Origin of the sequence: Rubrivivax sp. JA1055 (assembly GCF_020966565.1) — a bacterium.
GTDB lineage: Bacteria > Pseudomonadota > Gammaproteobacteria > Burkholderiales > Burkholderiaceae_C > Rubrivivax > Rubrivivax benzoatilyticus.
Genome location: NZ_JAJKFP010000006.1, coordinates 1,250,897 through 1,275,979, shown reverse-complemented (window position 1 = coordinate 1,275,979; position 25,083 = coordinate 1,250,897). Strand labels below are relative to the sequence as shown.

Sequence of the window (25,083 nt, the reverse complement as noted above, 5' to 3'; positions counted from 1 at the left end):
GAGAAACCCAATGGCTGAGTATCAAAACATCTTCACGCGTGTGCAGGTCGCAGGACCGGCGCACATGGGTGTGCCGCTGCCCGAGAGGGACAGCCCGCGCACCGGCAAGAAGCCTTGGCAGATCCACCTGCTGGGTCGTCTGGGCATGGCGCAGATCGGGCCGATCTACCTCGGTCCCCTGGGCATCCTGTCGGCGGTCTTCGGCGCGCTGGCGATCATGATCATGGGCTTCAACATGCTGGCCCAGGTCGGCTGGAACCCGATCGAGTTCGGCCGCCAGTTCTTCTGGCTGGCGCTGGAGCCGCCGTCTCCGAAGTACGGCCTGAACCTGCCGCCGCTGAACGACGGTGGCTGGTGGCTGATGGCCGGTCTGTTCCTGACGATCTCGATCCTGCTGTGGTGGGTTCGCATGTACACCCGGGCCCGCGCCCTGGGCATGGGCACGCACGTCGCCTGGGCCTTCGCTGCGGCCATCTGGCTGTACCTGGTCCTGGGCTTCATCCGCCCGATCGCCATGGGCAGCTGGTCGGAAGGCGTGCCGTTCGGCATCTTCCCGCACCTGGACTGGACCGCCGCGTTCTCGCTGCGCTACGGCAACCTGTTCTACAACCCGTTCCACGCGCTCTCGATCGCCTTCCTGTACGGCGCGACGCTTCTGTTCGCGATGCACGGTGCGACGATCCTGGCCGTCAGCCGCTTCGGTGGCGAGCGTGAACTGGAGCAGATCGCCGACCGTGGCACCGCCTCGGAACGCGCCCAGCTGTTCTGGCGCTGGACGATGGGCTTCAACGCGACGACCGAGTCGATCCACCGCTGGGCGTGGTGGTTCGCCGTGCTTTGCCCGCTGTGCGGCGGCATCGGCATCCTGCTGTCGGGTACCGTCGTCGACAACTGGTATCTGTGGGCCGTGAAGCACGGCGTGGCACCGGCCTACCCGGCGGTGTTCGCGCCCACGATCGACCCCGCCACCCTGCAGGGAGTCAAGTGATGGCACTCGCGGCTCGTTTTACGACCCTTACCGTCGCCGTGACCGCGGCGGTCCTGCTCGCGGGATGCGAGCGTCCGCCGGTGGAATCGGTGCAGCGGGGCTACCGCGGCACCGGCATGCAGCACATCGTCAACCCGCGCACGCTGGCCGAGCAGATCCCGACTCAGCAAGCCCCGGTGGCCACGCCGGTGGCTGACGATTCGGGCCCGCGCGCCAATCAGGTGTTCCAGAACGTCAAGGTTCTGGGCCACCTGTCGGTCGCGGAGTTCACGCGGCAGATGGCGGCGATCACCGAATGGGTGTCGCCGACCGAGGGCTGCAACTACTGCCATACCGAGAACCTCGCCGACGACTCGAAGTACCAGAAGGTCGTCTCGCGTCGGATGCTCGAGATGACGCAGAAGATCAACGCACAGTGGACGCAGCACGTCGCCGCTACCGGCGTCACCTGCTACACCTGCCACCGTGGTCAGCCGGTCCCGAAGGAGATCTGGTTCACCGCTGCGCCGCAGAACAAGCGTTCGGACTTCATCGGCAACCTCGACGGCCAGAACCAGGCCGCCAAGGTCGTCGGGCTGACCTCGCTGCCGTACGACCCGTTCACGACCTTCCTGAAGGAAGACACGAACGTCCGGATCTACGCGACGACGGCGCTGCCGGCGGGCACTTCGACGGCCGACATCAAGCAGGCCGAGAAGAGCTACGGTCTGATGATGCACTTCTCGGGCGCGCTGGGTGTCAACTGCACGTACTGCCACAACACCAACGGCTTCGGCAGTTGGGAGAACGCCGCGCCGCAACGCGCGACGGCCTGGTACGGCATCCGCATGGCGCGTGACCTCAACAACAACTTCATGCAAGGGCTGACCTCGGCCTTCCCGGCCCACCGGCTGGGCCCCACCGGGGACGTGGCGAAGATCAACTGCGCCACTTGCCACCAGGGCGCCTACAAGCCGCTGTACGGCGCGCAGATGGCCAAGGACTACCCGGGCCTGAAGCCGGCTCCGGCGGCCCCCGCCGCCTCTGCCGTGGAAGCCGCTCCGGTCGACGCCGCCGCGTCGGCTGCTCCGGTCGCCACGGTGGCCACCGCCGCGAAGTGACGTGTTGAACGGCGGCCGCGGCACCCGCCGCGGCCGTTCCGCATGACGAACGAACTCAGCATTGCCGCCGGCGCCTCGCAACAGGCCCCGGCGGCTTCTTCTTTGTCGAGCGAGGCGTTGCCGCGGGTCACCGCCGGTGGCGACGTGCTCGTTCTGCTGCTCATCGACGTGGCGCCCGCCTCGCGGCTGTGGGGATACGGGCGTTTCATCGCCGGCAGGGCGCCAGCCCGTCGCGAGCCTGGAGCCCGCTTCGCCAAGCAGCTCGGCACCGGCTACGAAGGCGGCTTCGGGCTGCGGCCCAGCGCCACGCGCCAGGGCCTTTTCGTGCTCTTCGAGGACGAGGCCGCGGCCGATGCTTTCATCGGGCACTCCGAGCTCGTCCAGGAATACCGCCGCCACGCGCGCGAGCTCTGCATCGTCAAGGCGCGGCCGTACGCGGCGCGCGGCACCTGGGATGGCCAGCAGCCGCGTGTCGGCGCACCGGCGCCGGTGGACGGCCCGGTCGCGGCGCTGACGCGAGCGTCGATCCGGCTGTCGCGGGCGCACCGTTTCTGGCCCAACGCCGGGCCTTCGCAGGTTTCGCTCGAGCGCGCGAGTGGCTGCCGGCTGGCCGTCGGCCTGGGCGAGGCGCCGTTCCTGCGCCAGGCCACCTTCAGTGTCTGGGACAGCGTCGCCGCGATGGATGCCTATGCGCGCACCGGCGCGCACCAGCGCGCGATCCAGGCCTCGCGCGACTTCTTCTCCGAATCGATGTTCGTGCGCTTCGTGCCTCTGGCGATCGAAGGCGTCTGGAAGGGGCGCCGTTATGGCTGATGTCTCCCGCACCCATCGTGTCGTCGTCGTCGGCGCCGGCATCGCCGGGCTGACCAGCGCGTTGCTGCTGGCCGCACGCGGGCTCGACGTCACGCTCGTCGACAAGTCGGCGACGCCGGGCGGCAAGATGCGCCAGGTGATGGTCGACGGCGCGCCGGTGGACGCCGGCCCGACGGTCTTCACGATGCGCTGGGTCTTCGACCAGATCTTCGCCGCCGCCGGCGCCAGGGTCGAGGACCACCTGAAGCTGCAGCCGCTGGGCGTGCTCGCACGCCACGCCTGGCGCGGGCACGAGCCCCGCCTGGACCTGTTCGCCGACATCCAGCGCTCCGCCGAGGCGATCGGCGAGTTCAGCGGCCCGCAGGAGGCCCAGCGTTTCCTCGGCTTCTGCCGCCAGGCTCGCCAGCTCTACGACCATCTCGAGGGTCCGTACATCCGCTCCGAGCGCCCGACGCTCGGCAGCATGGTCGGCGACCTGGGCCCGCGCGGCCTGATGGTGCTGATGCAGATCGGGCCGTTCTCCAACCTCTGGCGCTCGCTGTCGCGGCACTTCCGCGACCCGAAGCTGCAGCAGCTGTTCGCGCGCTACGCGACCTACTGCGGCGCGTCGCCGTGGATGGCGCCGGCGACGCTGATGCTCGTCGCCCAGGTCGAACTCGACGGCGTCTGGGCCGTCGAGGGCGGCATGCATGCCGTCGCCCGGGCCTTCTCGGCGCTGGCCGAGGCGCGCGGCGTCAAGCTGCGCTACGGCTGCGGCTGCGAGCAGGTGCTGGTGCGCGATGGCCGCGCCGTCGGCGTGCGCCTGTCCGACGGCGAGGAGATCGCCGCCGACTCGGTGGTGTTCAACGGCGACGTCAACGCGCTGGCCCAGGGTGTGCTGGGCGACCCGGCGCGGCGGGCGTCGGCGCCGGTCGCGCCGGCGCGGCGCTCGCTGTCGGCGCTGACCTGGCTGGTCAACGCCCGCACCAGCGGCTTCCCGCTGGTGCGCCACAACGTGTTCTTCGACGAGGACTACGCGTCCGAGTTCGACGACATCTTCCGCCAGCGCCGCCTGCCGCGGCGTGGCACCGTCTACGTCTGTGCGCAGGATCGCACCGACGAAGGAATCGGGTCGGACGCCCCCGAGCGCCTGCTGTGCCTGGTCAATGCACCAGCCGACGGGGACCGGCGACCCTTCGACGTTTCGGAGACCGAACCATGCGAGCAGCGGAGTCTGGCGCTGATGCGCGAGTGCGGCCTGTCGATCGAGTGGAGTCCGCAGACGCACCGGCTGGTGACGCCGGCGGACTTCGAGCGGCTGTTCCCGGCGACGGGGGGAGCGCTCTACGGCCCGGCGACACACGGCTGGATGTCCTCGTTCCATCGGGCGTCGTCGACGAGCCGGCTGCCGGGGCTGTATCTGGCGGGCGGGAGTGTCCACCCGGGGCCGGGCGTGCCGATGGCGGCGATGTCCGGCCGGTTGGCGGCCGAGACGCTGATGGCGCACCTCGATTCGACCAGCCGGTCCCGCCGGGTGGTTATCTCTGGTGGTATGTCGACGCGGTCAGCGACGACGGGCGGCATGGCCTGACCTTCATCGCCTTCGTCGGCAGCGTCTTCTCGCCTTACTACGCCTGGGCCGGCGGCCCGAACGCCGACCGCGCCGACCCGGAGAACCACTGCGCGCTGAACCTCGCGCTGTACGGCGACGCCGGCAAGCGCTGGACGATGACCGAACGCGGCCGGCGCTGGATGCGCCGCAGCCGCGACGAGTTCGTCATCGGCCCGAGCCGGCTGCACTGGGACGGCGAATCGCTGCTCGTCGAGTTCGACGAGATCGGCGTGCCGATCCCGCGCCGCGTGAAGGGCAGGGTGCGGGTCTGGCCGAAGGCGCTGTGCCGCTTCGTCACTTCGCTGGACAGCGGCGGGCGCCACCGCTGGGGCCCGATCGCGCCGTGCAGCCGCATCGAGGTCGAACTCGACAGCCCGCGCGTGCGCTGGAGCGGCCACGCCTACCTCGACTCGAACGAGGGCGACGAGCCGATCGACCGGCCGTTCCACGAGTGGGACTGGTCGCGCGCGACGATGGCCGACGGCAGCACCGCGGTGATCTACGACGTGCGCCAGAAGCGCCACGGTGACCGCGTCATCGCCGAACGTTTCCTGCTCGACGGCAGCACCGAGAGCTTCGAGGCGCCGCCGCGCCAGCCGTTGCCGACGACGCTGTGGCGCATCGGCCGCACGATGCGCACCGAGCCGGGGGTGCCGGCGGTCGTCGAGCAGACGCTGGAGGACACGCCGTTCTACGCGCGCTCGATGGTGCGTTCGGGGCTGCTCGGCGAGGTCGTGACCTCGGTGCACGAGACCATGCTGCTGCCGCGCGTGATCACGCTGCCGGTGCGGCTGATGCTGCCCTGGCGCATGCCGCGCCGGGGGTGACGGCGGGGCCGGCTGGGGGGCCGGCTCATTCCTGGTGGTCGTCGGCGCGGCGGCCGTTGAACGAGCTCGGGCGGTAGACGTTGCCCTCGCGCTTGACGTTCGGGGCCCCGCGGCGGGCACGTTCGATGACCTCGACCGCCTCGCGCTCGGCGTGCCGGCGCTGGCGGCTCCAGCGCCAGGCGCTGCGCGTGCGTTGCAGCATCGCGCTCACACGCTGGCGGCCGACCAGCATGCCCAGCAGCAGGGCCATGCAGACGGCCAGACCGATCGCGGCGAACACCTTCTCGAGCATGGCGACAATCTAGCGCGCTTCGCCGTCGGCGTCGCGCAAGTTGTGCACGGCGCGGGACGCGGTCTTGATCATTGTCGGCCGCAATCCCGCGAACATCGGGCGCCGGTGCGCCGCCTTCAGACGCCGCGGCGTGCCGCCTGGCGTTCCATCAGCTCGAGCACCCAGCCCAGCCGCTCGTTGAACGAGCGCGGCAGCGGGCGGTGGGTGGCCGAGGCGCCCGAGGTCGAGGCGACCGAGGCGTCCACCAGGTACTGGATGGCCGGCAGCGGCGGGATCGAGGCGTGGGCCCGCCCGGGGCTGTTCAGCGCCGCGGACGCGGCGACGGCCATCAGCGCGGCCTTGCGGCGGGCCGGCACGACGACCCGGCGGTTGACCGAATCGAGGCCGTCGCGCTCGAGGCGGTGGCCGATCTCGGCGTAGACCAGCCGGGCGGCGCGGATCGCCGGGCGGCAGTCGCGCGGCAGCGCGGCGATGCCGTGCTCGGAGCGTTCGTACAGCTCGTCGGCAGCCCGCAGCAGCCGGCGCACGGTCTGCGCCACCTCGGGGCAGTGCACGGGGTTCTTCAGCCAGGCGTCGACGTCCAGTCCGGCCTCGCGCAGCCACTGCCGCGGCAGGTACAGGCGGCCGTTGCGGGCGTCTTCGCCGACGTCGCGCGCGATGTTCGTGAACTGCATCGCCACGCCCAGCTCGCAGGCCCGGGCCAGCGCCTGCGGCGAGCGCACGCCCATGATCACCGCCATCGCGGCGCCGACGGTGCCGGCGACGCGTGCGCCGTAGGCCTCGACGTCGGCGACGGTCTCGTAGCGGCGGCCCTCGGCGTCCCAGAGGAAACCTTCGAGCAGGGCGTCGAGCAGCACGCGCGGCAGGCCGTGCCGGTGCACGGTGCAGGCCAGCGCGCGGTCGGCGGCGATCGGCTCGGGCGTGCCGGCGTAGACCTTGTCCAGCCGCGACCGCAGCTCGGCCATCGCGGCGTGCGGGTCGCCGCTCAGATCGACGGCGTCGTCGGCGACGCGGCAGAACGCGTACAGCGCGGTGGCCGGCGCGCGCACGCGTTGCGGCAGCAGCAGCGAGGCGGCGAAGAAGGACTTGGAGCCGCCGCGCATCAGTTCGCGGCAGGCCTGCAGTTCGGTCGAGACGCGCAAGTCAGCGGGCATGGAGCAGGTTGTTGTCGGGCGGGGGCACCAGCATCGGCGGCGGGTCGCGCGGCTCCCCCGGTTCGCGCGAACGCAGCGCCCAGCGCCACAGCGCGGCGACGGGCAGCGGCAGCACCATCATCCAGTGCTCGATGACGGCCATGCCGAGCATCGTGGCCACGAGCAGCAGGCCGACATGCATCGCCGGGCTGGTGCCGGGCAGCAGCGCCTCCTGGACCATCAGGCCGGCCACGATCGTCGGCACGGTGACCGAGATCGGGAACAGCAGGTTCATCGCGCGGCGGCGGAAGAAGCTGACGAGGTACTTCAGGTGCTCCGGCAGGAACTCCTCGCTCAGGTTGCGCACGCCCAGGAACAGGTTCAGCTTGGCGCTGGCGCGCATCGTCCAGAGCACGAGGTAGGTCCAGGTGCCGACCTGGTTGGGCTCGCCCCAGGTGACGGCGATGATCGCGATGCCGACGCCGATGATCGCGATCTCGTGCCACAGGATGGCCTGGATGGCGTGGATGAAGCGTGTCCAGGTGCTCGCGCCGGGCGGCGTCGCGGTCTTGCGCGGGCCGGTGATCCAGCCGGTCAGGAAGGCCAGCTCGTGCCAGCCCCAGACCAGCAGCGCGCAGGTGAAGGCGCAGTACGCGTCGGCCGGCGTCGTGTTGCCGGCGGTGTGGACCAGGGCGCCGAAGGCCGTCACCGCCAGCGCGGTCGAGATGACCAGGCTCCAGCGGAAGGTCTTCCGCGGCAGACCGTCCAGCAGCAGGATCAGCCCGGTGCTGAACCACCAGACGAACACCGCGAACAGCACCGGGATCGCCACGCTCAGCATCATGTCCTCGCTTTCACCATGCCGGTGCCATGCGCACCTGCGCCGGCAGCGCGTGACGGCGCACCGGGATCAGGTACATGCGGGCGAAGGTCGCGGCACCCGCCACGGCCCAGACACCCTGCTGCAGGCGGCCGACGAGGCCGCCCCGCTTCTTCGCGGCGTCGAACGCCGTCTTCACGCGCACCAGGCGCTCCATGCCGGCACGGAAGGCCGGATGGTCGATGTCCAGCGAGATCGGGAAGACCTGCTTGGAGATCTCGTTGGTGATCTCGAACACGCGGTAGTCGTAGTCGGTCGACTCCAGCCCCATCGCCTCGTGAAGCAGCGGCCGCATGTGGTCGCGCACGTACATCGTCGTGTAGACGGCGAGCAGGAAGAAACGCACCCACAGCAGGTTGGCGCCCGAGACCAGGTGCGGGTTGGCACGCAGGATCAGCGCGAACGATTCGCCGTGGCGGAATTCGTCGTTGCACCAGCGTTCGAACCAGCGAAAGATCGGGTGGAAGCGCTTGTCGGGGTGGCGTTCGAGCTGGCGGTAGATCGTGATGTAGCGCGCGTAGCCGATCTTCTCGGACAGGTAGGTCGCGTAGAAGATGTACTTCGGCTTGAAGTACGTGTACGCCTTGGTGCGCTTCAGGCCGCCCAGGTCGATGCCCAGGCCGAAATCGCGCAGCGCCTGGTTGATGAAGCCCGCGTGGCGCGACTCGTCGCGCGCCATGAAGCGCATCAGCGCCTTGACGTCCGGGTTCTCGACGTTCTTCTGGATCTCGTTGTAGAGCACGCAGCCCGAAAACTCGGAGGTCACCGACGAGATCAGGAAGTCCAGGAACTCCTGGCGCAGTTCCGGAGACACCTGGGAGAAACGCTCGGCCACCTCCTGCGCGAACTCGGGCGTGCGCTGGAAGTGGTCGTGGTTGTTGTCGCCCTCGTACTCGGCCAGCATCGCGTCCCATTCCGCGCGGATCGACGAGACGTCGATCGCGTTCATCGCGGCGTAGTCCGTGGTGTAGAAGCGCGGGCTCAGGAGCGTGCTCTCCTTGGCCCGGCGGGCGGCCTCTTCAGGTGATTCGATCGTCGGGGTCGCGAGCATGAGGGTCTCCGTGGTGTTTCAGCGGGCCGAAGCCGGCTGGGGTTCGACGTTCAGCAGGCGCGCGAACACGCCGGCGTTGGTCGGGCCGAAGGACTCCAGGTCGATGCGCTCACCCGTTGCCGGGTCCATCAGCGTCAGTCGGCCATCGTTCCGGGCGACGAGTTCGAACGCCTGCTCGGGGCCGAGGCCCCGCTTCATGCGTTCGCGGGCGAGTGCACGCAGGGCCCCACGGAGGAACCCGGCCTCGCCCTGGACCGATTCGAGCAGCGCGCCGTCGCGCGCATCGATGACGGCGATGCTGCCGTCGGGTCGATCCTCGAACCGGAGGGCACGCGTCGCGACGGCATCGCCGTCGGGCGCGCGGATCGACTGCCCGCTCAGGCGCACCGCGGCAACGCCGACGATGACGGCCACGAGCAGCACGCCGATGGCGATCAGCGGCGTGCGGGGCAGGTCGTTGGAACGGGACGTGGTGTCGCTCATGCAGCGGCACCCTGGCCCGCGAGATTGCCGGCGGCAGGCTTGCCGTCGGCCGCCGCGGCAGGCACGGCGGGCAGCTCGTTGGCCCGCGACCAGGCCTCCGACAGCTGCCGGGCCACCGCCTCGGCATCGGGAACGCAGCGCAGCATCGGCTCCGGCTTGGCGTAGCGCCACGGGCGGGCGTGCGGCCAGAGGTGCAGATACGCGATGCGATCCGTTCCGAGCAGCGTGATCGGGATGTCGCCGCTGCCGTCGCGATGACGGCGCAGGCCGGCGGCCGCGATGCGCTTGAACGGAATGTTGAAGGTCACCGTCAGCACGATGCCGATGCGCATGACCACGCGTCGGTCGGTGATGGTGTAGACGGCGCCGCGCGCCGTCAGCCAGGCGAGCCCGGTGATCAGCACGAGCGCGAAGACGACCAGAGGCAGCAGCAGCACGAGCGCGCGCAGTGCGTCGCCGGCGCTGCCGCCCTGGCTCAGCACGTAACCGGCACGGGCCGCCAGGACGGCGGCGAAGTACAGCACCAGCGCAGGCACGTGAAAGGCGCGCCGTGCGAGGGCGCGCCAGTCAGGACTGCCCTGCCAGAGGATGCGCTCCTCGGCAGGGAGGACCTCCGGCAGTCCGTGCACGGGCTCGTATTCGTGCTCGTGCCCGGTGGTGTGCCGGTGGCCGTGTGTCACAGCAGGGGCTCCTGCCGCGACGGCTCGGCGTACAGCGTGCCGGCGCCGTAGTAGGCGCAGATCTTCTCTTCCTCGAGCATCGTGACCTGCTCGGGATGCTTGGTCGCCGGGACGTCGGCGAACTGGCCGGCCAGCAGCGCCGTGACCTTGACCGCGTCACGCTTGAGGATCGCGAAGTTGATCGGCAGCAGCACCTTGCGGGCCCCGTCGTTCAGCTCGACCTCGATGTAGCGGAACAGGTTTTCCGGCGTGTCGACCCACAGGTCGGTCACCGTGCCGGCCTGCACGCCGTCGGCGCCGAAGACCGGCTTGCCGCGCGGGTCGCTGTCCTGCTTGGCGACGTCGAAACCTTCGACGAGGCGCAGCGGCAGGATGCGGGCGTTGCCGTCGGCGTCCGTGTCGGGACGGTCGGCACGCTCGGCCCAGGCACCCGGGCCGACGCCGGCCAGCAGCGGGTTGCCGGTCGGGACCAGCGGGGCACCGATCCAGCCGTGGGCCGGTTCGGCGGCGAGGTTGTCCTGCGACGGCTCGGCCTTCGGCACGACGTGCTCGTGGCCGTCGGCCAGCTTGAACGTCTTGGGCTCGGGGACCGGCCAGCCGGTGATGACACCGCGGCCCGTGCCGCTGTCCATCTCGGGGTAGCCCTCGCGATGGTTCTCGCGGATCAGGTAATAGCAAAGGCCCGCGAAGAACGCCCAGAAGGCGTACAGCACGAGCTGCGCAACGTCGACATAGGATGTGATGGCACCGGATTCCATGGGGTTCTCCTTCTCGCGAATCTCGCTAGCCGGGGAAATCGGCCAGTCCGAATTGGTTTTGGTCAGGCTGCTGCCGCCGCCCCGAGCGGCGCACCAGCGGGCCGATCGCGACCAGGGCCGCGAACAGCAGGATCATCTCGAGGTGATACACGAAGCTGTAGCCGGTCACGGGGCTGACCAGCACCTGGCCCAGCAGGCCTTGCGTCGCCATGCTCGACACGAGGTCGCGCATCGCGCCGCCGGCTGCAACCGCACCGCCGGCAGCCGTGGCCTGAACGGCGCCCCAGGCGCCGAGGGCCAGACCGACGTGCTCCTTGCGCTCCATTCCCATCGCCGCCGTCAGCGTGCCGACCGAGAACAGACCGCCTCCGAAACCGATCATCACCGTGCCGATGCGGAACATCGCCGGTGAATCCATCGGCGCGGCGAAGACCACCAGCGCGAACGCCGGCAGCCCGCAGACCGCCCCCAGCGCCGCGACGCGCAGCGGATCCCAGCCGCGCGCCAGCATGCGTGCGGCGAGCGCGAACGCGACCAGCGCACCGCCGGCCAGCAGGGCCGTCAGCGTGCTCGTGGCGGCGACGCTCAGCTTCAGGATCTCGCCGCCGTAGGGCTCGAGCACGATGTCCTGCATGTTGAACGCCGCGGTGCCCAGGCCGACCATCCAGAGGAAGCGCCGGGCCTGCGGCTGCTCGATGAAGCCGCGCCACATGGTGCGGAATTCCGGCGCGGGCTGGTCCTTGCTGCGGCGGCGGTTCGGGTCGCGCGCCTCCTGCTTCCAGACGGCGATCAGGTTCAGCGCGACGGTCAGCACGGCGGCGCCCTGGACGACCTCGACCAGGCGCTGCTCGGAGAAGTCCGACAGCAGGGCCGAGCAGGTCATGCCGCCGCCGACCAGGCCGACCAGCAGCATCACGTACATCAGCGCGACGACACGCGGGCGGGACTCCTCGCTGGCCAGGTCGGTGGCCAGGGCCAGCCCGGTGGTCTGCGTGGTCTGCAGGCCGGCGCCGACGAGCAGGAAGGCGACGGCGGCGAAGATCTGGCCGACCCAGCCCATGCCGAGGTGGCCCTGGCCGGTCAGCACCAGCAGCGCGAACGGCATGATCGCCAGGCCACCGAACTGCATCAGCGTGCCCAGCCAGATGTAGGGCACGCGGCGCCAGCCGATGACCGAGGCGTGGATGTCCGAGCGGAAACCGACGAAGGCGCGGAACGGCGCCGCCAGCATCGGCAGCGCGACCATCATCGAGACGATCCAGGCGTGCACGCCCAGCTCGACGATCATCACGCGATTGAGCGTGCCGACGAGCAGCGCGGTGGCCAGGCCGACCGACACCTGGAACAGCGCCAGGCGCAGCAGGCGCGACAGCGGCAGGCCGGGGCTGGCCGCGTCGGCAAAAGGCATCAGGCGCGGCACGACACGCTGCAGCCATTCGCGCAGCGGGTCGGGCAGGGCCGGGGTCGCCTTCACGAGCGTTTCCACTCCGTGGCCTGGGAGGTGTAGAAGCCGCTGGCGACGCGTTCGCTGCGGCCCCACTGCCAGTCCTTCAGCCCGGGGTGCGCGGCCATCAGCGCACGCAGCTGGTCGGGCGCGACCGGCACGATGGCCGGCGAGCGGTCACCGCGAGGGAACAGCTTGCCGACGGTCCACATCAGCGACAGCAGCGCGGTGCGCGGCGCGAAGGTGAAGACCATCGAGGTCGAGGTGCGCTCGGCGAGCCGCGACAGCGCCGCGACGGCGTCCGGCGCGTCGTAGTGGATCACCGAGTCCATCGCGATGACGTGGTCGAAGCGGCCCAGCGCCGCATCGAGCATGTCGCCGCTGCGGAAGTCGATCGAGCCCGGACCCAGCGACTCGGGCAGGCGCTCGCGGGCGTAGCCGACCAGCGTCGGCGACAGGTCGATCGCGACGACCTCGGCGCCGCGGCGCGCGAGTTCGATCGAGGCCGCGCCGGTGCCGCAGCCGGCGTCGAGCACACGCCGGCCGCGCAGGTCCTGCGGCAGCCACGACAGCAGCGTCGTGCGCATGCGGTCGCGGCCGGCGCGCACGGTGGCGCGCACGCCGCTGACCGGGGCGTCGGACGTCAGCCGCGCCCAGGTCTGGGCGGCGGTGCGGTCGAAGTAGTGCTCGACCTCGCCGCGGCGGTTCTGATAGCTGGTGTTGTCCATGGCGATCAGTCGTAGCCCAGCAGGTCGAAGATCTCGCGGTCCTTCAGCGGCTCGCAGTACAGCGGGTCGACGCCGTCCCACAGACGCTGGGCGAGCTGCAGGTACTCGGCCTGAACCGCCAGCACCTCGGGGCTTTCCTCCATCTCGAACAGCGTGGCCTTCTTCAGCCGGCTCTTGCGGATGACGTCCAGCGCCGGGATGCGCGCCAGCGAGCGCATGCCGATGCGCTCGTTGAACTTGTCGATCTGGTCGGTGGCGTCGGAGCGGTTGGCGATGATGCCGCCCAGGCGCACGTTGTAGTTCTTGGCCTTGGCACCGATCGCCTGGACGATGCGGTTGGCGGCGAAGATCGAGTCGAAGTCGTTGGCGGTGACGATCAGCGCGCGGTCGGCGTGCTGCAGCGGGGCGGCGAAACCGCCGCAGACCACGTCGCCGAGCACGTCGAAGACGACGACGTCGGTCTCCTCGAGCAGGTGGTGCTCCTTGAGCAGCTTGACGGTCTGGCCGACGACGTAGCCGCCGCAGCCGGTGCCCGCCGGCGGGCCGCCGGCCTCGACGCACATCACGCCGTTGGTGCCCTCGAAGACGAAGTCCTCGACACGCAACTCCTCGGGGTGGAAGTTCACCGTCTCGAGCACGTCGATGACGGTGGGCACCATGCGCTTGGTCAGCGTGAACGTGGAGTCGTGCTTCGGGTCGCAGCCGATCTGCAGCACGCGCTTGCCGAGCTTGCTGAAGGCCACCGACAGGTTGCTCGACGTCGTGCTCTTGCCGATGCCGCCCTTGCCGTAGATCGCGAACACCTTGGCGTTGCCGATCTTGGCGCCGGTTTCCATCTGCACCTGAACGCTGCCTTCGCCGTCCGGGCGTCCGCCGCGGCCGATCTGGCTGGGGGAGATCGTGGCCGTGCTCATGCCTGCGTCTCCGTCATCCGGGCGTACTGCCCCCGGGTCATCGTCATGCTGGAGTTCCTTCGTATACACCTTCGAGGCGGTCTTCCAGCTCTTCGCCGGCACGGCGCAGGGCTTCGAGCACTTCGGGGTCCGGGCTCCAGTACTGGCGCTCGGACGCTTCGATCAGGCGATTGGCCACCTTCGCCGAGGCGGCCGGGTTCAGACGCGCGAGGCGTTCGCGCATCTCGGGGTCGAGCATGAAGGTCTCGGTGAGCTGCTGGTAGACCCAGGGCTGCACCTGACCGGTCGTCGCCGACCAGCCCATCGTGTTGGTCACGTGGACCTCGATCTGGCGCACGCCTTCGTAGCCGTGCTCCAGCATGCCTTCGTACCACTTCGGGTTGAGCATGCGCGTGCGGGTCTCCAGCGCGACCTGCTCGGACAGCGTGCGCACGGTGCCGTCGCCCTTGGTCTGGTCGCCGATGTAGACCGGCGTCGCGGTGCCGCCCTTGGCGCGGCGCACCGCGCGGCTGATGCCGCCCAGCGTGTCGAAGTAGGTGTCGATCGTCGTCACGCCCAGCTCGACCGAGTCGAGGTTCTGGTAGGCGAGGTCGACGTCGGCGAGCACGCTTTGCAGCAGCTCGGCCTTCTGCATCGGCTTGCCGGCGCGGCCGTAGGCGAAGCCCTTGCGGCGGCTGTAGGTCTCGGCGAGCTCGTCTTCGTCGTCCCAGCGGCCGTTCTCGACCAGGTTGTTGACGTTGGAGCCGTAGGTGCCGTCGGCGTTGCCGAAGACACGCAGCGCCGCGGTCTCCATGTCGCAGCCGTGCTGCTGCATGTAGGCCAGGGCGTGCTTGCGCACGAAGTTCTGCTCGACCGGCTCGTCGGCGGTGGCGGCCAGGTAGGCGGCTTCGGCCAGCAGCTTGATCTGCAGCGGCAGCAGGTCGCGGAAGATGCCCGACAGCGTGATGACGACGTCGACACGCGGACGGCCGAGCTGCTCCAGCGGGATCAGCGTCGCGCCGGCGAGGCGGCCGTAGCTGTCGAAGCGCGGCGTCGCGCCCATCAGCGCCAGGGCCTGGCCGATCGGGCCGCCTTCGGTCTTCAGGTTGTCGGTGCCCCACAGCACCAGCGCGACCGATTCCGGCAGCGCGTTGCCGTCGGCGACGTGGCGGTCCAGCAGCAGCTGCGCCAGGCGCGTGCCGTCCTTGACGGCGAAGGCGCTGGGGATGCGGAACGGGTCGAAGCCGTGCAGGTTGCGCCCGGTCGGCAGCACCTCCGGCGTGCGCAGCAGGTCGCCACCCGGCGCCGGCGGCACGAAGCGGCCGTCGAGCGCGCGCAGGATGCCCGGCACCTCGGTGTCCAGCGCCAGCAGCTTGTTGGCGCGCACCAGGTCGTCGTGGCCGCTGACGGCCTTGCCGGCGACGATGGCCTCGACCACCGAACGCTCCGGCGGCGTGTCGCCGGCCATCGACATCAGCATGTCCACACGCTGGCCTTCGGTCAGCGGCTTGCCGACGACGTGCAGGCCGTGGGGGATCAGCGTGTACTCGAGCTCGAGCACTGCCGAGGTCAGGCGCTGGACCTCGGTCTCGGCCTGTTCCGGCGTCCAGGCCGGTTCGGCGGCGGTGAGTTCGAGTTCGGCGGCCTGGGCCTGGATCACCGAGGCGTACTCGGCGCGTTCGGCGGCGTCGGGATCGAGCCCGCGCCAGCGCTCCAGCGAGGCCTTCAGCTCGAGCAGGCCGCGGTACAGGCCGGCCTGGGCCACCGGCGGCGTCAGGTAGCTGATCAGCGTCGCGGCGGCACGGCGCTTGGCGATCGCGCCTTCGGACGGGTTGTTCGACGCGTAGAGGTAGAAGTTCGGCAGGTCCGAGATCAGGCGGTCGGGCCAGCACATGCCGGACATGCCGGTCTGCTTGCCGGGCATGAACTCCAGCGCGCCATGGGTGCCGAAGTGCAGCACCGCATCGGCCTTGAAGTCGTCGCGCAGCCAGCGGTAGAAGGCCGAGAACGCGTGCGTCGGCGCGAAGCCGCGCTCGAACAGCAGGCGCATCGGGTCGCCTTCGTAGCCCATGCTCGGCTGGATCGCGACCAGCGCGTTGCCGAACTGGGCGCCGAGCACGAAGATCGAGCGGCCGTCGGTCAACTGGCGGCCGGGCGCCGGGCCCCACTGCGCCTCGATCTCCTTCAGGTAACGCTCGCGACGGACGTGGTCGTCCACCGGGATGAAGGCGTGCACGTTGGCGTCGGCGCCGTAGGTCTGCGCGTTGCCCTTGAGCACCGCGTCGCGCAGCGCGTCGACGCTGTCCGGCACCTCGACGGCGTAGCCCTGGGCCTTCATGCCCTTGAGCGTCTCGTACAGGCTCTCGAAGACCGACAGGTAGGCGGCGGTGCCGATGTTCCCGGCGTTGGGCGGGAAGTTGAAGATGACGATCGCGACCTTGCGCTCGGCGCGGCGGGCGCGGCGCAGCGACACGAGGCGCGCCACGCGGGCCGCCAGCATCGCGGTGCGTTCCGAGCAGCTGCGCATGTCCTGCGAGTTGTCGCTGCTGGTGAACTGGCAGCCCTTCTCGCAGCCGGCGCAGGTGGTGCCGGCGGCGCCGCAGCGGCCGCCGAAGATCGTCGGGCTGGTCGCGCCGTCGAGCTCGGGGATCGCGACCATGATGGTGCTTTCCACCGGCAGCAGGCCGCGGTCGGAGCCGCCCCATTCGCCGAGCGTCTGGAACTCGACCGGGTGCGCGGCGATGTAGGGCACGTCGAGCTGGGCGAGGATCTCCTCGGCGGCGCGCGCGTCGTTGTAGGCCGGGCCGCCGACCAGCGAGAAGCCCGACAGCGAGACGACGGCGTCGACCGTCGGCTTGCCGTCCTTCATGAAGAAGCGTTCGATCGCCGGACGCGAGTCCAGACCCGAGGCGAAGGCCGGCACGACCTGCAGGCCCTGGACCTCGAGCGCCGCGATGACGCCGTCGTAGTGCGCCGCGTTGCCGGCCAGCAGGTACGAGCGCAGCAGCAGCAGGCCGACGCGGCCCTGGCATTCGCCGTCCTTGACGACCGTCGGCAGCGCCGCGGCGTCCTCGCCGATGCGGCCCTTCATGCGCGGGTGGTAGACGCCGATGTCGGGGTACTCGACCGGCGCCGCGGGCTTGCCGCGGCCGCGCAGCGCGGCGCGCTCGCCGGCCGCGTAGCGGTCGACGAGGAAACGCACCATGTTGAAGATGTTCTCTTCGGAGCCGCCCAGCCAGTACTGCAGCGACAGGAAATAGGCGCGCACGTCCTGGGCGGTGCCCGGGATGAAGCGCAGCAGCTGCGGCACGCGGCGCAGCATCTTCATCTGCGCGGCGCCGCCGGTGGCGGCCTTGTCCTTGTTGCCGCGCAGGCGCTTCAACAGCGCCAGCGGCCCCGAGGCCGGCTTGTCCATGTCGAAGCCGCCCAGGCGCGTCAGCTTGACGACCTCGGCGGCCGACATGGCGCAGACCATCGCGTCGCACTGCAGGCGCCGCTCCTGCAGCACCGGCATCAGCGGCAGGAAGTGGTCTTCCAGGAACAGCATCGTCACGATGACGATGTCGGCCTGGCGGATGTCGGCGATGCAGCGCTGCAGCCCTTCGGGCTCGTTGGCCCACTCCGACGCGGCGTGCAGCGTCAGTTCCAGGCCGGGCAGCACGCGGCGGAGGTTGACCCGCGCGCGCTCCGCAGCGCTCGCCAGGTGGGTGTCCATCGTGACGATGACGACCCGGATGGGCGTCGCGTCAACGCCCGAAGTGCGCCTTGGCGTCATACAGCGTTTCCACGGTGATGGTCGCGAGGCCGCGTTCGGCGGCGAATCGCTCGGTGTTGCGACGGGCCTTGCCGCGCACGAAGAACGGGATCTTCTGCAGTTCCTTCTGCGCGTCGGGTGCCCATTGGGCGACGGCGATCGGAGCGGAGGCGGCGGGCGCGGCCGTGACGGCCGCAGCGGGGATGTCGGGGGCTGGCTCGGGGGCTTCGGCGGCGGCGGGCGCGGCGGCCGGCGCCGGCACGGCGGCACGCCCGAGGTGCGAGGCCGCGGCGCCGTCGTGGAACTCGAAGTCGCCGCGGAACATCGTCAGCAGGTGTTCCTCGAGGCCCATCATCAGCGGGTGGACCCAGCTGTCGAACAGAACGTTGGCGCCTTCGAAGCCCATCTGCGGCGAGTAGCGCGCGGGGAAGTCCTGCACGTGCACCGGCGACGAGATCACCGCGCAGGGCACGCCCAGGCGCTTGGCGATGTGGCGCTCCATCTGGGTGCCCAGCACCAGCTCGGGGTGCAGCTCGGCCACCTTGGCCTCGACTTCCAGATAGTCGTCGGTGATCAGCGCCTCGACGCCGTAGAGCTTGGCCGCCTCGCGCACGTCGCGGGCGAACTCGCGGCTGTAGGTGCCCAGGCCGACGACGGTGAAGCCCATCTCCTGGTGCGCCACGCGCGCCGCAGCGACGACGTGCGTGGCGTCGCCGAAGATGAACACGCGCTTGCCGGTGAGGTAGGTCGAGTCGACCGAACGCGAGTACCAGGGCGAGCGCGACAGCGCGTCGGGCAGCGGCGTGTCGGCCGGCAGGCCGGCCAGGCCGAGCACCTCGGCGATGAAGTCCTTGGTCGCGCCGACGCCGATCGGGATCGTCTTCGTGAACGGCTGGCCGAAGAAGCGCTGCAGCCAGCTCGCCGCCTGTCCGCCCGTCTCGGGGTAGAGCACGACGTTGAAGTCGGCCTCGCCCAGGCGGGCGATGTCGTCGGCCGAGGCGCCCAGCGGCGCGACGGTGCGGACCTCGATGCCGAGCTCGTTCAGCAGGCCGGTGATCTCGCGCACGTCGTCGCGGTGGCGGAAGCCCAGCGCGGTCGGGCCGAGGATGTTGCAGCTCGGCTTGGCACCGGGCTCGCGTGCGGGCCGCGGTGTGCCGGGCGCGGGGGCGTTCGGGCCGGCCAGCGTGCGCACGACCTGGTAGAAGGTCTCGGACGCGCCCCAGTTCTCCTTGCGCTGGTACGACGGCAGCTCCAGCGGGACGACGGGGATCGGCAGCGCCAGCGCACGGGCGAGGCCGCCCGGATCGTCCTGGATCAGCTCGGCCGTGCACGAGGCACCGACCAGCAGCGCGTTCGGGCGAAAGCGCTCGACCGCCTGGGCGCAGGCGGTCTTGAAGAGTTCGGCGGTGTCGCTGCCCAGGTCACGCGCCTGGAAGGTCGTGTACGTGACCGGCGGGCGGCGCGGCAGCCGTTCGATCATCGTGAACAGCAGGTCGGCGTAGGTGTCGCCTTGCGGCGCGTGCAGCACGTAGTGCACGTCGTCCATCGCGGTGGCGACCCGCATCGCGCCGACGTGCGGCGGGCCTTCGTAGGTCCAGAGCGTCAACTGCATGTCAGGCGACCAGTTTCATCCGCCGGGCGAGCGGGCGGGTGAACAGCTCGGCCAGGTCGGCTGCCTGGTCGAAGCCGTGCACCGGCGTGAACACGAGCTCGATCGACCACTTGGTCGTGAGCCCCTCGCTTTCCAGCGGATTCGCGAGGCCCAGGCCGCAGACGACGATGTCGGGGCGGGCGGCGCGGCACCGGTCGAGCTGACGCTCGAGATCCTGGCCCTCGGAAAGCTGGGTACCCGCCGGCAGCAGCGCCAGTTCGGGCGCGACCAGCTGGCGGTGCAGGTAGGGCGTGCCGACTTCGACCGGCACCATGCCCATCTCTCGCGCGAGGAAGCGGGCCAGCGGCACCTCGAGCTGCGAGTCGGGGAAGAAGAAGACCTTGCGCCCCTCGAGCAGGACGCGGTGGCGGGCCAGCGCGCGGGCGGCGCGTTCGCGGCGCGGGCCGACGACCGAGACGAACTTCGTCGCCTCGACCTGGAACTCGCGGGCGATGGCCTGCAGCCACAGCGTCGTGCCTTCGGCGCCGAACGGGAACGGCGCCGGCAGTCGCTTGGCGCCGCGCAGTTCCAGCGCGCGTGCGGTGTCGGCCAGGAAGGGCTGGGCCAGCACGAAGCGCGTGCCCGGGCCGACCGGCGGCATCTCGCCGGCACGGTGGGCGGGGAAGAAGTGGACCGGGCCCACGCCCAGGCCGTCGAAGACGCGGCGGAACTGGTCCTCGACGATGTCGGCGACCGCGCCGACGACCATCAGTGCGCGCTCGTCGCTGGCCGGCAGTTCGGGCACCAGCGCCGCCAGGCAGGTGTCTTCGCCCTGCGTGAAGGTGGTGTCGATGCCGCTGCCGGTGTAGGACAGGATGCGCACGCGCGGCGAGAAGCTGCGCGACAGGCGCTCGGCGGCGCGCGACAGGTCGAGCTTGATGACTTCCGACGGGCACGAGCCCACCAGGAACAGCATCTTGATGTCCGGCCGGCGCTCGAGCAGGCGCGTGACGACGCGGTCGAGCTCGGCGTTGGCGTCGGCCAGGCCGGCGAGGTCGCGGTCGTCGATGATCGCGGTGGCGAAACGCGGCTCGGCGAAGATCATCACGCCGGCGGCCGACTGCAGCAGGTGGGCGCAGGTGCGCGACCCGACGACGAGGAAGAAGGCGTCCTGGATCTTGCGGTGCAGCCAGACGATGCCCGCGAGACCGCAGAACACCTCGCGCTGCCCGCGTTCGCGCAGGACAGGGGCGTCGCCACAGCCCTGCTGCATCGGGGCAGGGGCGATGTCGATGACGGCATTCATGCGTAGGCTTCCGACTGGGCGCTCAATCGCGCGGCCCGGAGCTTAAGGAGGAACTGCCCGGCGTTAATGACGTAGGTCGCGTACGCTGCGAGTGCCAGCCACATTTGTTGACGCGCATCAAGCCAGCCGGTGGCCAGCGCCACGAGGTAGGCCGTGTGCAGCGCCAGCACCAGCATGCTGAACACGTCTTCCCAATAGAAGGAAGGGTGGAGGAGGTAGACGCCGAAGACGTCCTTCTCCCAGATCGCGCCCGTGACCATGATGGTGTAGAGCAGCAGCGTCTTGACGACGATCGAGATCGTCGCCGCGTCATGCCCTTGACCTGTGATCAGGTAGCGCACGACGAGCACGAGGCTGACGAGGAAGACGAAGAACTGCAGCGGCGCGAGCACGGCCTGGACGATCGTCCAGGGCGAGCGGTCGCGCCGAATGCGCTCTTCGGGCGTGTACAGCGGAGGCACGCGCGGCGCCGTGGGTCCGCGGTCGAGTTTGGTCCTTTGACCCATGACGCAGAATCTAGACGGGGACACCCCTGATGTCAACAGGGGTTGACGTCATGCGAACCTGACACTACTCTTGACTCATGCGGGTTCAGTTCGCCCGCGCCAGGGGAGTCGCTCGCATGATGGACGCCGGAAAAGCCGGTCCGCAGACGCGTTTCACGCGCGCGGCGGCAGGTGCGTCCGTGTCGCGGGCCCCGCGCTCCCGGCAATGCCTTTCGCGACGCGGAGAGCGGCCGTGAGCCCGGCCGCCTGCGCCGCGAGGGTCGATCCGGCATCGGCTGTCGACGGTGTCCAGGTGTTGTCTCCCGATGGTCGTCTCGTGCTGCCGCCGGCGCGTGCCGGCCGCCCCCTCGAAGGCGAGGTGGTGCCGTTGCTGGGGCGTGGCGGGCGCGTCGACCCGTCGGCCCGCGTGGCCGACGACGACCTGTCGCGCTTCATCGAGTTCGCGCTCGCTCCGGGGGATGCGGGCTGGCTCGAGATGATCGCCGATCTGCGCGAGCGCGGCGTCCCCGTCGAGACCCTCTATCTTGATCTGTTGGCGCCGGCTGCCCGGCGGCTCGGCGAGATGTGGGAGCAGGACCTGGTGATGTTCAGCGACGTCACCGTCGCGCTGGGCCGCCTGCACCGCATCATGCGCGGGCTGAGTCCCTCGCTCGGCCACGATCTGCATCTGCCCGCCGAGGGCCGCCGTGCGCTGCTGCTGCCGGCCCCGGGGGAACAACACACTTTCGGCCTGTCGATGGTCGCCGAGTTCTTCCGCCAGTCCGGCTGGGAGGTGGTCTGCGAACTCGACAGCCGCAGTGTCGACCCCGTGCGCCGGGTGCGCCGGGAGTGGTTCGATGTCGTCGGCGTGTCCGTCGGCGTCGAGGCGCGGCTGGATTGGCTGCGCGACGGCATCACGACGATGCGCCGTGCGTCCCGCAACCGCGGGTTGGCGGTCATCGTCGGCGGCCCGGTCTTTGCGCTGCACCCTGAGCGTGCTGTCGAACTCGGCGCCGATGGCACCGCGCATGACGCGCGCGAGGCCCCGGCACTGGCAGCGCGCCTGGTGGCCGCGAAAGCGGTGCGGCCATGAGCGGGCGACGCCACGAACCTGATTTCGGGAAGCTGCTGCATGAACCAAGTGCTGCTGTTTCGATCAACGCAGTTTTTATGAGCTGAAAGGCGGGTCTCCGAATGAGACCGTTTGGAGCACCGGAGAAGACGTTCGGCGGCGTGACCGCCGCGACGGCCGGGTCGCTGCTGTCGGTTGCGAACGACATTACGCTGGTCATCGATGCCCAGGGTGTCGTGTGCGACCTCGCCTGTGGTGGCGAGGACTTCGCCCGCGAGGCCGGCGCCGAGTGGATCGGCAAGCGCTGGATCGACATCGTCACGCCCGAGAGCCGTGACAAGGTCGAGGCGCTGCTGCGCGAGGCCGCGCCCGACGCGGTCGGCGCGATCCGCTGGCGCCATCTGAATTTCGTCCTCCCCGGTGACCGCGAGATCCCGCTGCTGTTCGTCGCCGTGCGGCTGAACGGCGTCGACGGCGACCGGCCGGGTTCGATCCTCGCGTTCGGCCGCGACCTGCGTGCCGTGGCGGCGCTGCAGCAGCGTCTGGTCGAGGCGCAGCAGGCGATGGAGCGCGACTACTGGAAGTTCCGCCACGCCGAGACGCGCTATCGCCATCTCTTCCAGGTGGCGTCGGAAGCGGTGCTGGTCGTCGACGCGACAACGCAGAAGATTCTCGAGGCCAACCCGGCCGCGGCCCGGTTGCTGGCCGACGGCGGCGCCGCAAGCCTCGTCGGGCTGACCTTCCCGACCGGTGTCGATCCCCGCACGGCCGAGCAGTTGAATCTGCTGCTGGCCGGCGTGCGCGCCACCGGTCGCGCCGACGAAGGCCGGGCGGAGCTGGTCGACGGCCGCGGCGAGGTCAGTGTCGCGGTGTCGACCTATCGCCAGGACCTGGTCTCGCACTTCCTGGTGCGCCTGTCGCGTGTGCAGTCGCAGGTGGTCGCCGAGATGGCGCCGTCGACCGGGTCGATGCTGCTCAAGCTCGTGCAGAGCGCGCCCGACTGCCTGGTCGTCACCGACCTCGAAGGCCGCGTGATCTCGGCCAACCCGGCGTTCGTCGAGCTGGCCCAGCTGACGACCGAGGAGCAGGTGCGCGGCGAGACGCTGGACCGCTGGCTGGGCCGCACCGGCGTCGACCTGAGCGTGATGATCTCCAACCTGCGCCAGCGCGGCCAGGTGAGGCTGTTCGCGACGACGCTGCGCGGCGAATATGGTGCCGTCACCGACGTCGAGATCTCGGCGACGATGGTCGGGCAGGGTGACAGGCCCTTCCTCGGCTTCACGATCCGCGACGTCGGCCGCCGTCTGGCGGGCCACGACGCGCGCACCACGCGCGAGCTGCCGCGTTCGGTCGGTCAGCTGACCGAGCTCGTCGGCCGCGTGCCGCTGAAGGACATCGTCGGCGAGACGACCGACCTGATCGAGCAGCTGTGCATCGAGGCCGCGCTCGAGCTCACGCGCGACAACCGCGCGTCGGCGGCCGAGATGCTCGGCCTGTCGCGTCAGAGTCTGTACGTGAAGCTGCGCCGCTACGGCCTGGGTGACCTGGGCAGCAGCACCACGGCCGAAGCCGAGAAGTAGAACGGCCGGCAGCCGCCGGCCGTCGTCCTGCGCTTCAGCGGCGGAATGTCGCCGGGTCGGGCAGCACCGACTCCAGCGCCTTGGCCGACATGATGACGCCCGGCACGCCGGCGCCCGGGTGGGTGCTGGCGCCGACCATGAACAGGTTCTTCACGTCCTCGCTGCGGTTGTGCGGGCGGAAGTAGGCGCTCTGCAGCAGCAGCGGCTCCAGGCCGAAGCCGGCGCCCTTGTACGACAGCAGCCGGTGCTGGAAGTCCAGCGGCGTGGTGCAGAACGAGACGCGCAGGTGCTGCCCCAGCCCCGGCAGCACGGTGCGCTCCAGCGCCTCCTGGATCGCCTGGCGATAGGGCTCGGCCTGCGTCGTCCAGTCGGTGCCGCTGTCCAGGTGCGGCACCGGCGACAGCGCGTAGAAGGTGTCGCAACCCTCGGGGCCCATCGACGGATCGGTGGCCGTCGGGCGGTGCAGGTAGATGCTGAAGTCGCCGGCCAGCTTCTTCTTGCGGAAGATGTCGTCCAGCAGCTCGCGGTAGCGCGGGCCCAGCACCATCATGTGGTGCGGCACGTCGTCGTAGCGGCGGTCGGTGCCGAAGTACCAGACGAACAGGCCCATCGAGTAGTGGCCGCGTTCGATGCGGTTGTCGGTCCAGTGCTTGCGCCAGCGTGCGTCGACGAGGTTCTTGTACAGGTAGCCGGTGTCGCCGTTGCAGACCACGATGTCCGCCGGGATGCGCTCGCCGTCGGCCAGCGTGACGCCGGTGGCGACGCCGTTGTCGATCTCGATGCGCTTGACCTCGGCCTTCAGCCGCACCGTGCCGCCCATGCCCTCGAAGACATTGACCAGGCCGCGGATCAGCTCGCCGGTGCCGCCCATCGCCCAGTGCACGCCCCACTGGCGCTCGAGCGCGTTGACCAGCGCGTACATGCTGGTCACCGAGAACGGGTTGCCGCCGATGAGCAGCGACTGCAGGCTCATCGCGACGCGCAGCTTGGGGTGCTTCAGGTGGCTGGACACCATCTGGTGCAGGCTGCGCCAGCCACGCAGCTTGATGATCAGCGGCGCGGCCTTGATCAGGTCGCCGACGGTGTCGAAGGCCTTGTCGCCCAGCGAGCGGAAGCCCAGCTCGTAACACTGGTCGGCCTCGCGCATGAAGCGTTCGAAGCCCTCGGCGTCCGACGGGCTGATGCGCCGCACCTCGGCCCGCATGCGCGCCGGGTCGCCGCTGTAGTCGAAATGGTCGCCGTCGTCGAAACGGATGCGGTAGAACGGGTCCAGCGACTTCAGCTCGATGTCGTCGCTGAACTTGCGCCCGGCCAGCGCCCACAGCTCGTCGAAGAGATAGGGCACGGTGACGATGGTGGGCCCGGCGTCGAAGACGTGGCCTTCGCGGCGGTGCACGTAGGCCCGGCCGCCGGGGGCGTCGAGCTTCTCGAGAACCGTGACGCGGTAGCCTTTGGCGGCCAGACGCACCGCGGCGGCCATGCCGCCGAACCCGCTGCCCACGACCAGCGCCACCGGCGCCTGGGGATCCTGCTTTCCGGCCGCGCCCGTGGCTGCGGCATCCGACTTCATCAGCATTCGCAGAGCTTGTCCTAAGGCAGGGATTGTGTCAACGATAATTGACGCTCTGTTTTGT

22 protein-coding genes are annotated in these 25,083 nt (G+C 70.3%); 7 read left to right on the top strand and 15 right to left on the bottom strand.

Annotation, left to right across the window (positions count from 1 at the left end):
• The first annotated feature begins 10 nt into the window (after window positions 1–10).
• From pufM to LOC65_RS15205, 5 genes are all read left to right on the top strand, one after another.
• Entirely contained in the window at window positions 11–988 is a 978-nt protein-coding gene (pufM, locus tag LOC65_RS15225) for a photosynthetic reaction center subunit M (protein ID WP_029718815.1), read from the top strand.
• Window positions 988–2,088, top strand: coding sequence for a photosynthetic reaction center cytochrome PufC (pufC, locus tag LOC65_RS15220; RefSeq protein WP_029718814.1), 1,101 nt, complete (start codon window positions 988–990; stop codon window positions 2,086–2,088). Before pufM ends, pufC begins: the two co-directional genes overlap by 1 nt.
• A 42-nt stretch (window positions 2,089–2,130) precedes the next feature.
• Window positions 2,131–2,901, top strand: coding sequence for a hypothetical protein (locus LOC65_RS15215; protein ID WP_029718813.1), 771 nt, complete (start codon window positions 2,131–2,133; stop codon window positions 2,899–2,901).
• Window positions 2,894–4,471 (top strand): 1-hydroxycarotenoid 3,4-desaturase CrtD, encoded by a 1,578-nt coding sequence (crtD, locus tag LOC65_RS15210; RefSeq protein ID WP_230248137.1) that lies wholly within the window; start codon window positions 2,894–2,896, stop codon window positions 4,469–4,471. Before LOC65_RS15215 ends, crtD begins: the two co-directional genes overlap by 8 nt.
• Window positions 4,472–4,608: 137 nt before the next feature.
• Window positions 4,609–5,319, top strand: a complete 711-nt coding sequence (locus LOC65_RS15205; RefSeq protein ID WP_230248136.1) for a carotenoid 1,2-hydratase — start codon at window positions 4,609–4,611, stop codon at window positions 5,317–5,319.
• A gap of 25 nt (window positions 5,320–5,344) precedes the next feature.
• Here LOC65_RS15205 and LOC65_RS15200 read toward each other — a convergent pair whose 3' ends face one another.
• From LOC65_RS15200 to bchF, 14 genes are all read right to left on the bottom strand, one after another.
• Window positions 5,345–5,611: a hypothetical protein gene (locus LOC65_RS15200; protein WP_009857116.1), complete on the bottom strand. Its 267-nt coding sequence runs from the start codon at window positions 5,609–5,611 to the stop codon at window positions 5,345–5,347.
• A 116-nt stretch (window positions 5,612–5,727) separates the two neighbouring features.
• A complete protein-coding gene (locus LOC65_RS15195; protein ID WP_009857117.1) occupies window positions 5,728–6,765 on the bottom strand; it encodes a phytoene/squalene synthase family protein in 1,038 nt (345 codons plus the stop codon).
• On the bottom strand, window positions 6,755–7,588 hold the full coding sequence (gene puhE, locus LOC65_RS15190) for a putative photosynthetic complex assembly protein PuhE (protein WP_009857118.1): 834 nt from the start codon (window positions 7,586–7,588) through the stop codon (window positions 6,755–6,757). The genes LOC65_RS15195 and puhE overlap by 11 nt, the downstream gene beginning before the upstream one ends.
• 10 nt (window positions 7,589–7,598) lie before the next feature.
• Window positions 7,599–8,675 carry a magnesium-protoporphyrin IX monomethyl ester (oxidative) cyclase gene (gene acsF, locus LOC65_RS15185; protein WP_009857119.1) on the bottom strand — a complete coding sequence of 359 codons (1,077 nt, stop codon included), beginning with the start codon at window positions 8,673–8,675 and terminating at the stop codon, window positions 7,599–7,601.
• An 18-nt stretch (window positions 8,676–8,693) separates the two neighbouring features.
• On the bottom strand, window positions 8,694–9,158 hold the full coding sequence (gene puhC, locus LOC65_RS15180) for a photosynthetic complex assembly protein PuhC (protein ID WP_009857120.1): 465 nt from the start codon (window positions 9,156–9,158) through the stop codon (window positions 8,694–8,696).
• The gene (gene puhB, locus LOC65_RS15175) at window positions 9,155–9,838 is read right to left on the bottom strand and encodes a photosynthetic complex putative assembly protein PuhB (RefSeq protein WP_230269219.1); all 684 of its coding nucleotides are present in this window, start codon (window positions 9,836–9,838) and stop codon (window positions 9,155–9,157) included. Before puhB ends, puhC begins: the two co-directional genes overlap by 4 nt.
• Window positions 9,835–10,596 carry a photosynthetic reaction center subunit H gene (gene puhA / locus LOC65_RS15170; RefSeq protein WP_009857122.1) on the bottom strand — a complete coding sequence of 254 codons (762 nt, stop codon included), beginning with the start codon at window positions 10,594–10,596 and terminating at the stop codon, window positions 9,835–9,837. The genes puhB and puhA overlap by 4 nt, the downstream gene beginning before the upstream one ends.
• Before the next feature lie 25 nt (window positions 10,597–10,621).
• Window positions 10,622–12,070 carry a BCD family MFS transporter gene (locus LOC65_RS15165; protein ID WP_009857123.1) on the bottom strand — a complete coding sequence of 483 codons (1,449 nt, stop codon included), beginning with the start codon at window positions 12,068–12,070 and terminating at the stop codon, window positions 10,622–10,624.
• The gene (bchM, locus tag LOC65_RS15160; RefSeq protein WP_009857124.1) at window positions 12,067–12,768 is read right to left on the bottom strand and encodes a magnesium protoporphyrin IX methyltransferase; all 702 of its coding nucleotides are present in this window, start codon (window positions 12,766–12,768) and stop codon (window positions 12,067–12,069) included. The genes LOC65_RS15165 and bchM overlap by 4 nt, the downstream gene beginning before the upstream one ends.
• Window positions 12,769–12,773: 5 nt before the next feature.
• Entirely contained in the window at window positions 12,774–13,682 is a 909-nt protein-coding gene (gene bchL, locus LOC65_RS15155) for a ferredoxin:protochlorophyllide reductase (ATP-dependent) iron-sulfur ATP-binding protein (RefSeq protein ID WP_009857125.1), read from the bottom strand.
• 43 nt (window positions 13,683–13,725) lie between these two features.
• Window positions 13,726–17,436 (bottom strand): magnesium chelatase subunit H, encoded by a 3,711-nt coding sequence (locus LOC65_RS15150; protein ID WP_029718811.1) that lies wholly within the window; start codon window positions 17,434–17,436, stop codon window positions 13,726–13,728.
• Complete coding sequence (gene bchB, locus LOC65_RS15145) at window positions 17,408–19,027, bottom strand: ferredoxin:protochlorophyllide reductase (ATP-dependent) subunit B (protein WP_164962075.1); 1,620 nt, start codon at window positions 19,025–19,027, stop codon at window positions 17,408–17,410. Before bchB ends, LOC65_RS15150 begins: the two co-directional genes overlap by 29 nt.
• A 1-nt stretch (window position 19,028) precedes the next feature.
• Window positions 19,029–20,312 carry a ferredoxin:protochlorophyllide reductase (ATP-dependent) subunit N gene (locus tag LOC65_RS15140; RefSeq protein ID WP_009857128.1) on the bottom strand — a complete coding sequence of 428 codons (1,284 nt, stop codon included), beginning with the start codon at window positions 20,310–20,312 and terminating at the stop codon, window positions 19,029–19,031.
• The gene (bchF, locus tag LOC65_RS15135) at window positions 20,309–20,773 is read right to left on the bottom strand and encodes a 2-vinyl bacteriochlorophyllide hydratase (protein ID WP_230248134.1); all 465 of its coding nucleotides are present in this window, start codon (window positions 20,771–20,773) and stop codon (window positions 20,309–20,311) included. The genes LOC65_RS15140 and bchF overlap by 4 nt, the downstream gene beginning before the upstream one ends.
• A gap of 277 nt (window positions 20,774–21,050) precedes the next feature.
• Between bchF and LOC65_RS15130 the strand changes: the two genes are divergently transcribed.
• Window positions 21,051–21,890 carry a B12-binding domain-containing protein gene (locus LOC65_RS15130; RefSeq protein ID WP_138938828.1) on the top strand — a complete coding sequence of 280 codons (840 nt, stop codon included), beginning with the start codon at window positions 21,051–21,053 and terminating at the stop codon, window positions 21,888–21,890.
• 140 nt (window positions 21,891–22,030) lie between these two features.
• Window positions 22,031–23,449, top strand: a complete 1,419-nt coding sequence (gene ppsR, locus LOC65_RS15125) for a transcriptional regulator PpsR (protein ID WP_230248133.1) — start codon at window positions 22,031–22,033, stop codon at window positions 23,447–23,449.
• Between the two features lie 34 nt (window positions 23,450–23,483).
• On the opposite strand, the gene LOC65_RS15120 is transcribed toward ppsR, so the two are convergent.
• Complete coding sequence (locus LOC65_RS15120; protein WP_009857132.1) at window positions 23,484–25,025, bottom strand: phytoene desaturase; 1,542 nt, start codon at window positions 25,023–25,025, stop codon at window positions 23,484–23,486.
• Window positions 25,026–25,083: the final 58 nt, after the last annotated feature.

Coding starts and splice junctions, on each gene's coding strand:
- bchL (WP_009857125.1), bottom strand. CDS start 13,682: ATGAGCACGGCCACGATCTCCCCCAGCCAGATCGGCCGCGGCGGACGC.
- crtD (WP_230248137.1), top strand. CDS start 2,894: ATGGCTGATGTCTCCCGCACCCATCGTGTCGTCGTCGTCGGCGCCGGC.
- LOC65_RS15205 (WP_230248136.1), top strand. CDS start 4,609: ATGACCGAACGCGGCCGGCGCTGGATGCGCCGCAGCCGCGACGAGTTC.
- bchM (WP_009857124.1), bottom strand. CDS start 12,768: ATGGACAACACCAGCTATCAGAACCGCCGCGGCGAGGTCGAGCACTAC.
- LOC65_RS15200 (WP_009857116.1), bottom strand. CDS start 5,611: ATGCTCGAGAAGGTGTTCGCCGCGATCGGTCTGGCCGTCTGCATGGCC.
- LOC65_RS15150 (WP_029718811.1), bottom strand. CDS start 17,436: ATGACGCCAAGGCGCACTTCGGGCGTTGACGCGACGCCCATCCGGGTC.
- puhA (WP_009857122.1), bottom strand. CDS start 10,596: ATGGAATCCGGTGCCATCACATCCTATGTCGACGTTGCGCAGCTCGTG.
- bchB (WP_164962075.1), bottom strand. CDS start 19,027: ATGCAGTTGACGCTCTGGACCTACGAAGGCCCGCCGCACGTCGGCGCG.
- acsF (WP_009857119.1), bottom strand. CDS start 8,675: ATGCTCGCGACCCCGACGATCGAATCACCTGAAGAGGCCGCCCGCCGG.
- LOC65_RS15195 (WP_009857117.1), bottom strand. CDS start 6,765: ATGCCCGCTGACTTGCGCGTCTCGACCGAACTGCAGGCCTGCCGCGAA.
- pufC (WP_029718814.1), top strand. CDS start 988: ATGGCACTCGCGGCTCGTTTTACGACCCTTACCGTCGCCGTGACCGCG.
- puhC (WP_009857120.1), bottom strand. CDS start 9,158: ATGAGCGACACCACGTCCCGTTCCAACGACCTGCCCCGCACGCCGCTG.
- LOC65_RS15120 (WP_009857132.1), bottom strand. CDS start 25,025: ATGCTGATGAAGTCGGATGCCGCAGCCACGGGCGCGGCCGGAAAGCAG.
- pufM (WP_029718815.1), top strand. CDS start 11: ATGGCTGAGTATCAAAACATCTTCACGCGTGTGCAGGTCGCAGGACCG.
- LOC65_RS15140 (WP_009857128.1), bottom strand. CDS start 20,312: ATGAATGCCGTCATCGACATCGCCCCTGCCCCGATGCAGCAGGGCTGT.
- LOC65_RS15215 (WP_029718813.1), top strand. CDS start 2,131: ATGACGAACGAACTCAGCATTGCCGCCGGCGCCTCGCAACAGGCCCCG.
- puhE (WP_009857118.1), bottom strand. CDS start 7,588: ATGATGCTGAGCGTGGCGATCCCGGTGCTGTTCGCGGTGTTCGTCTGG.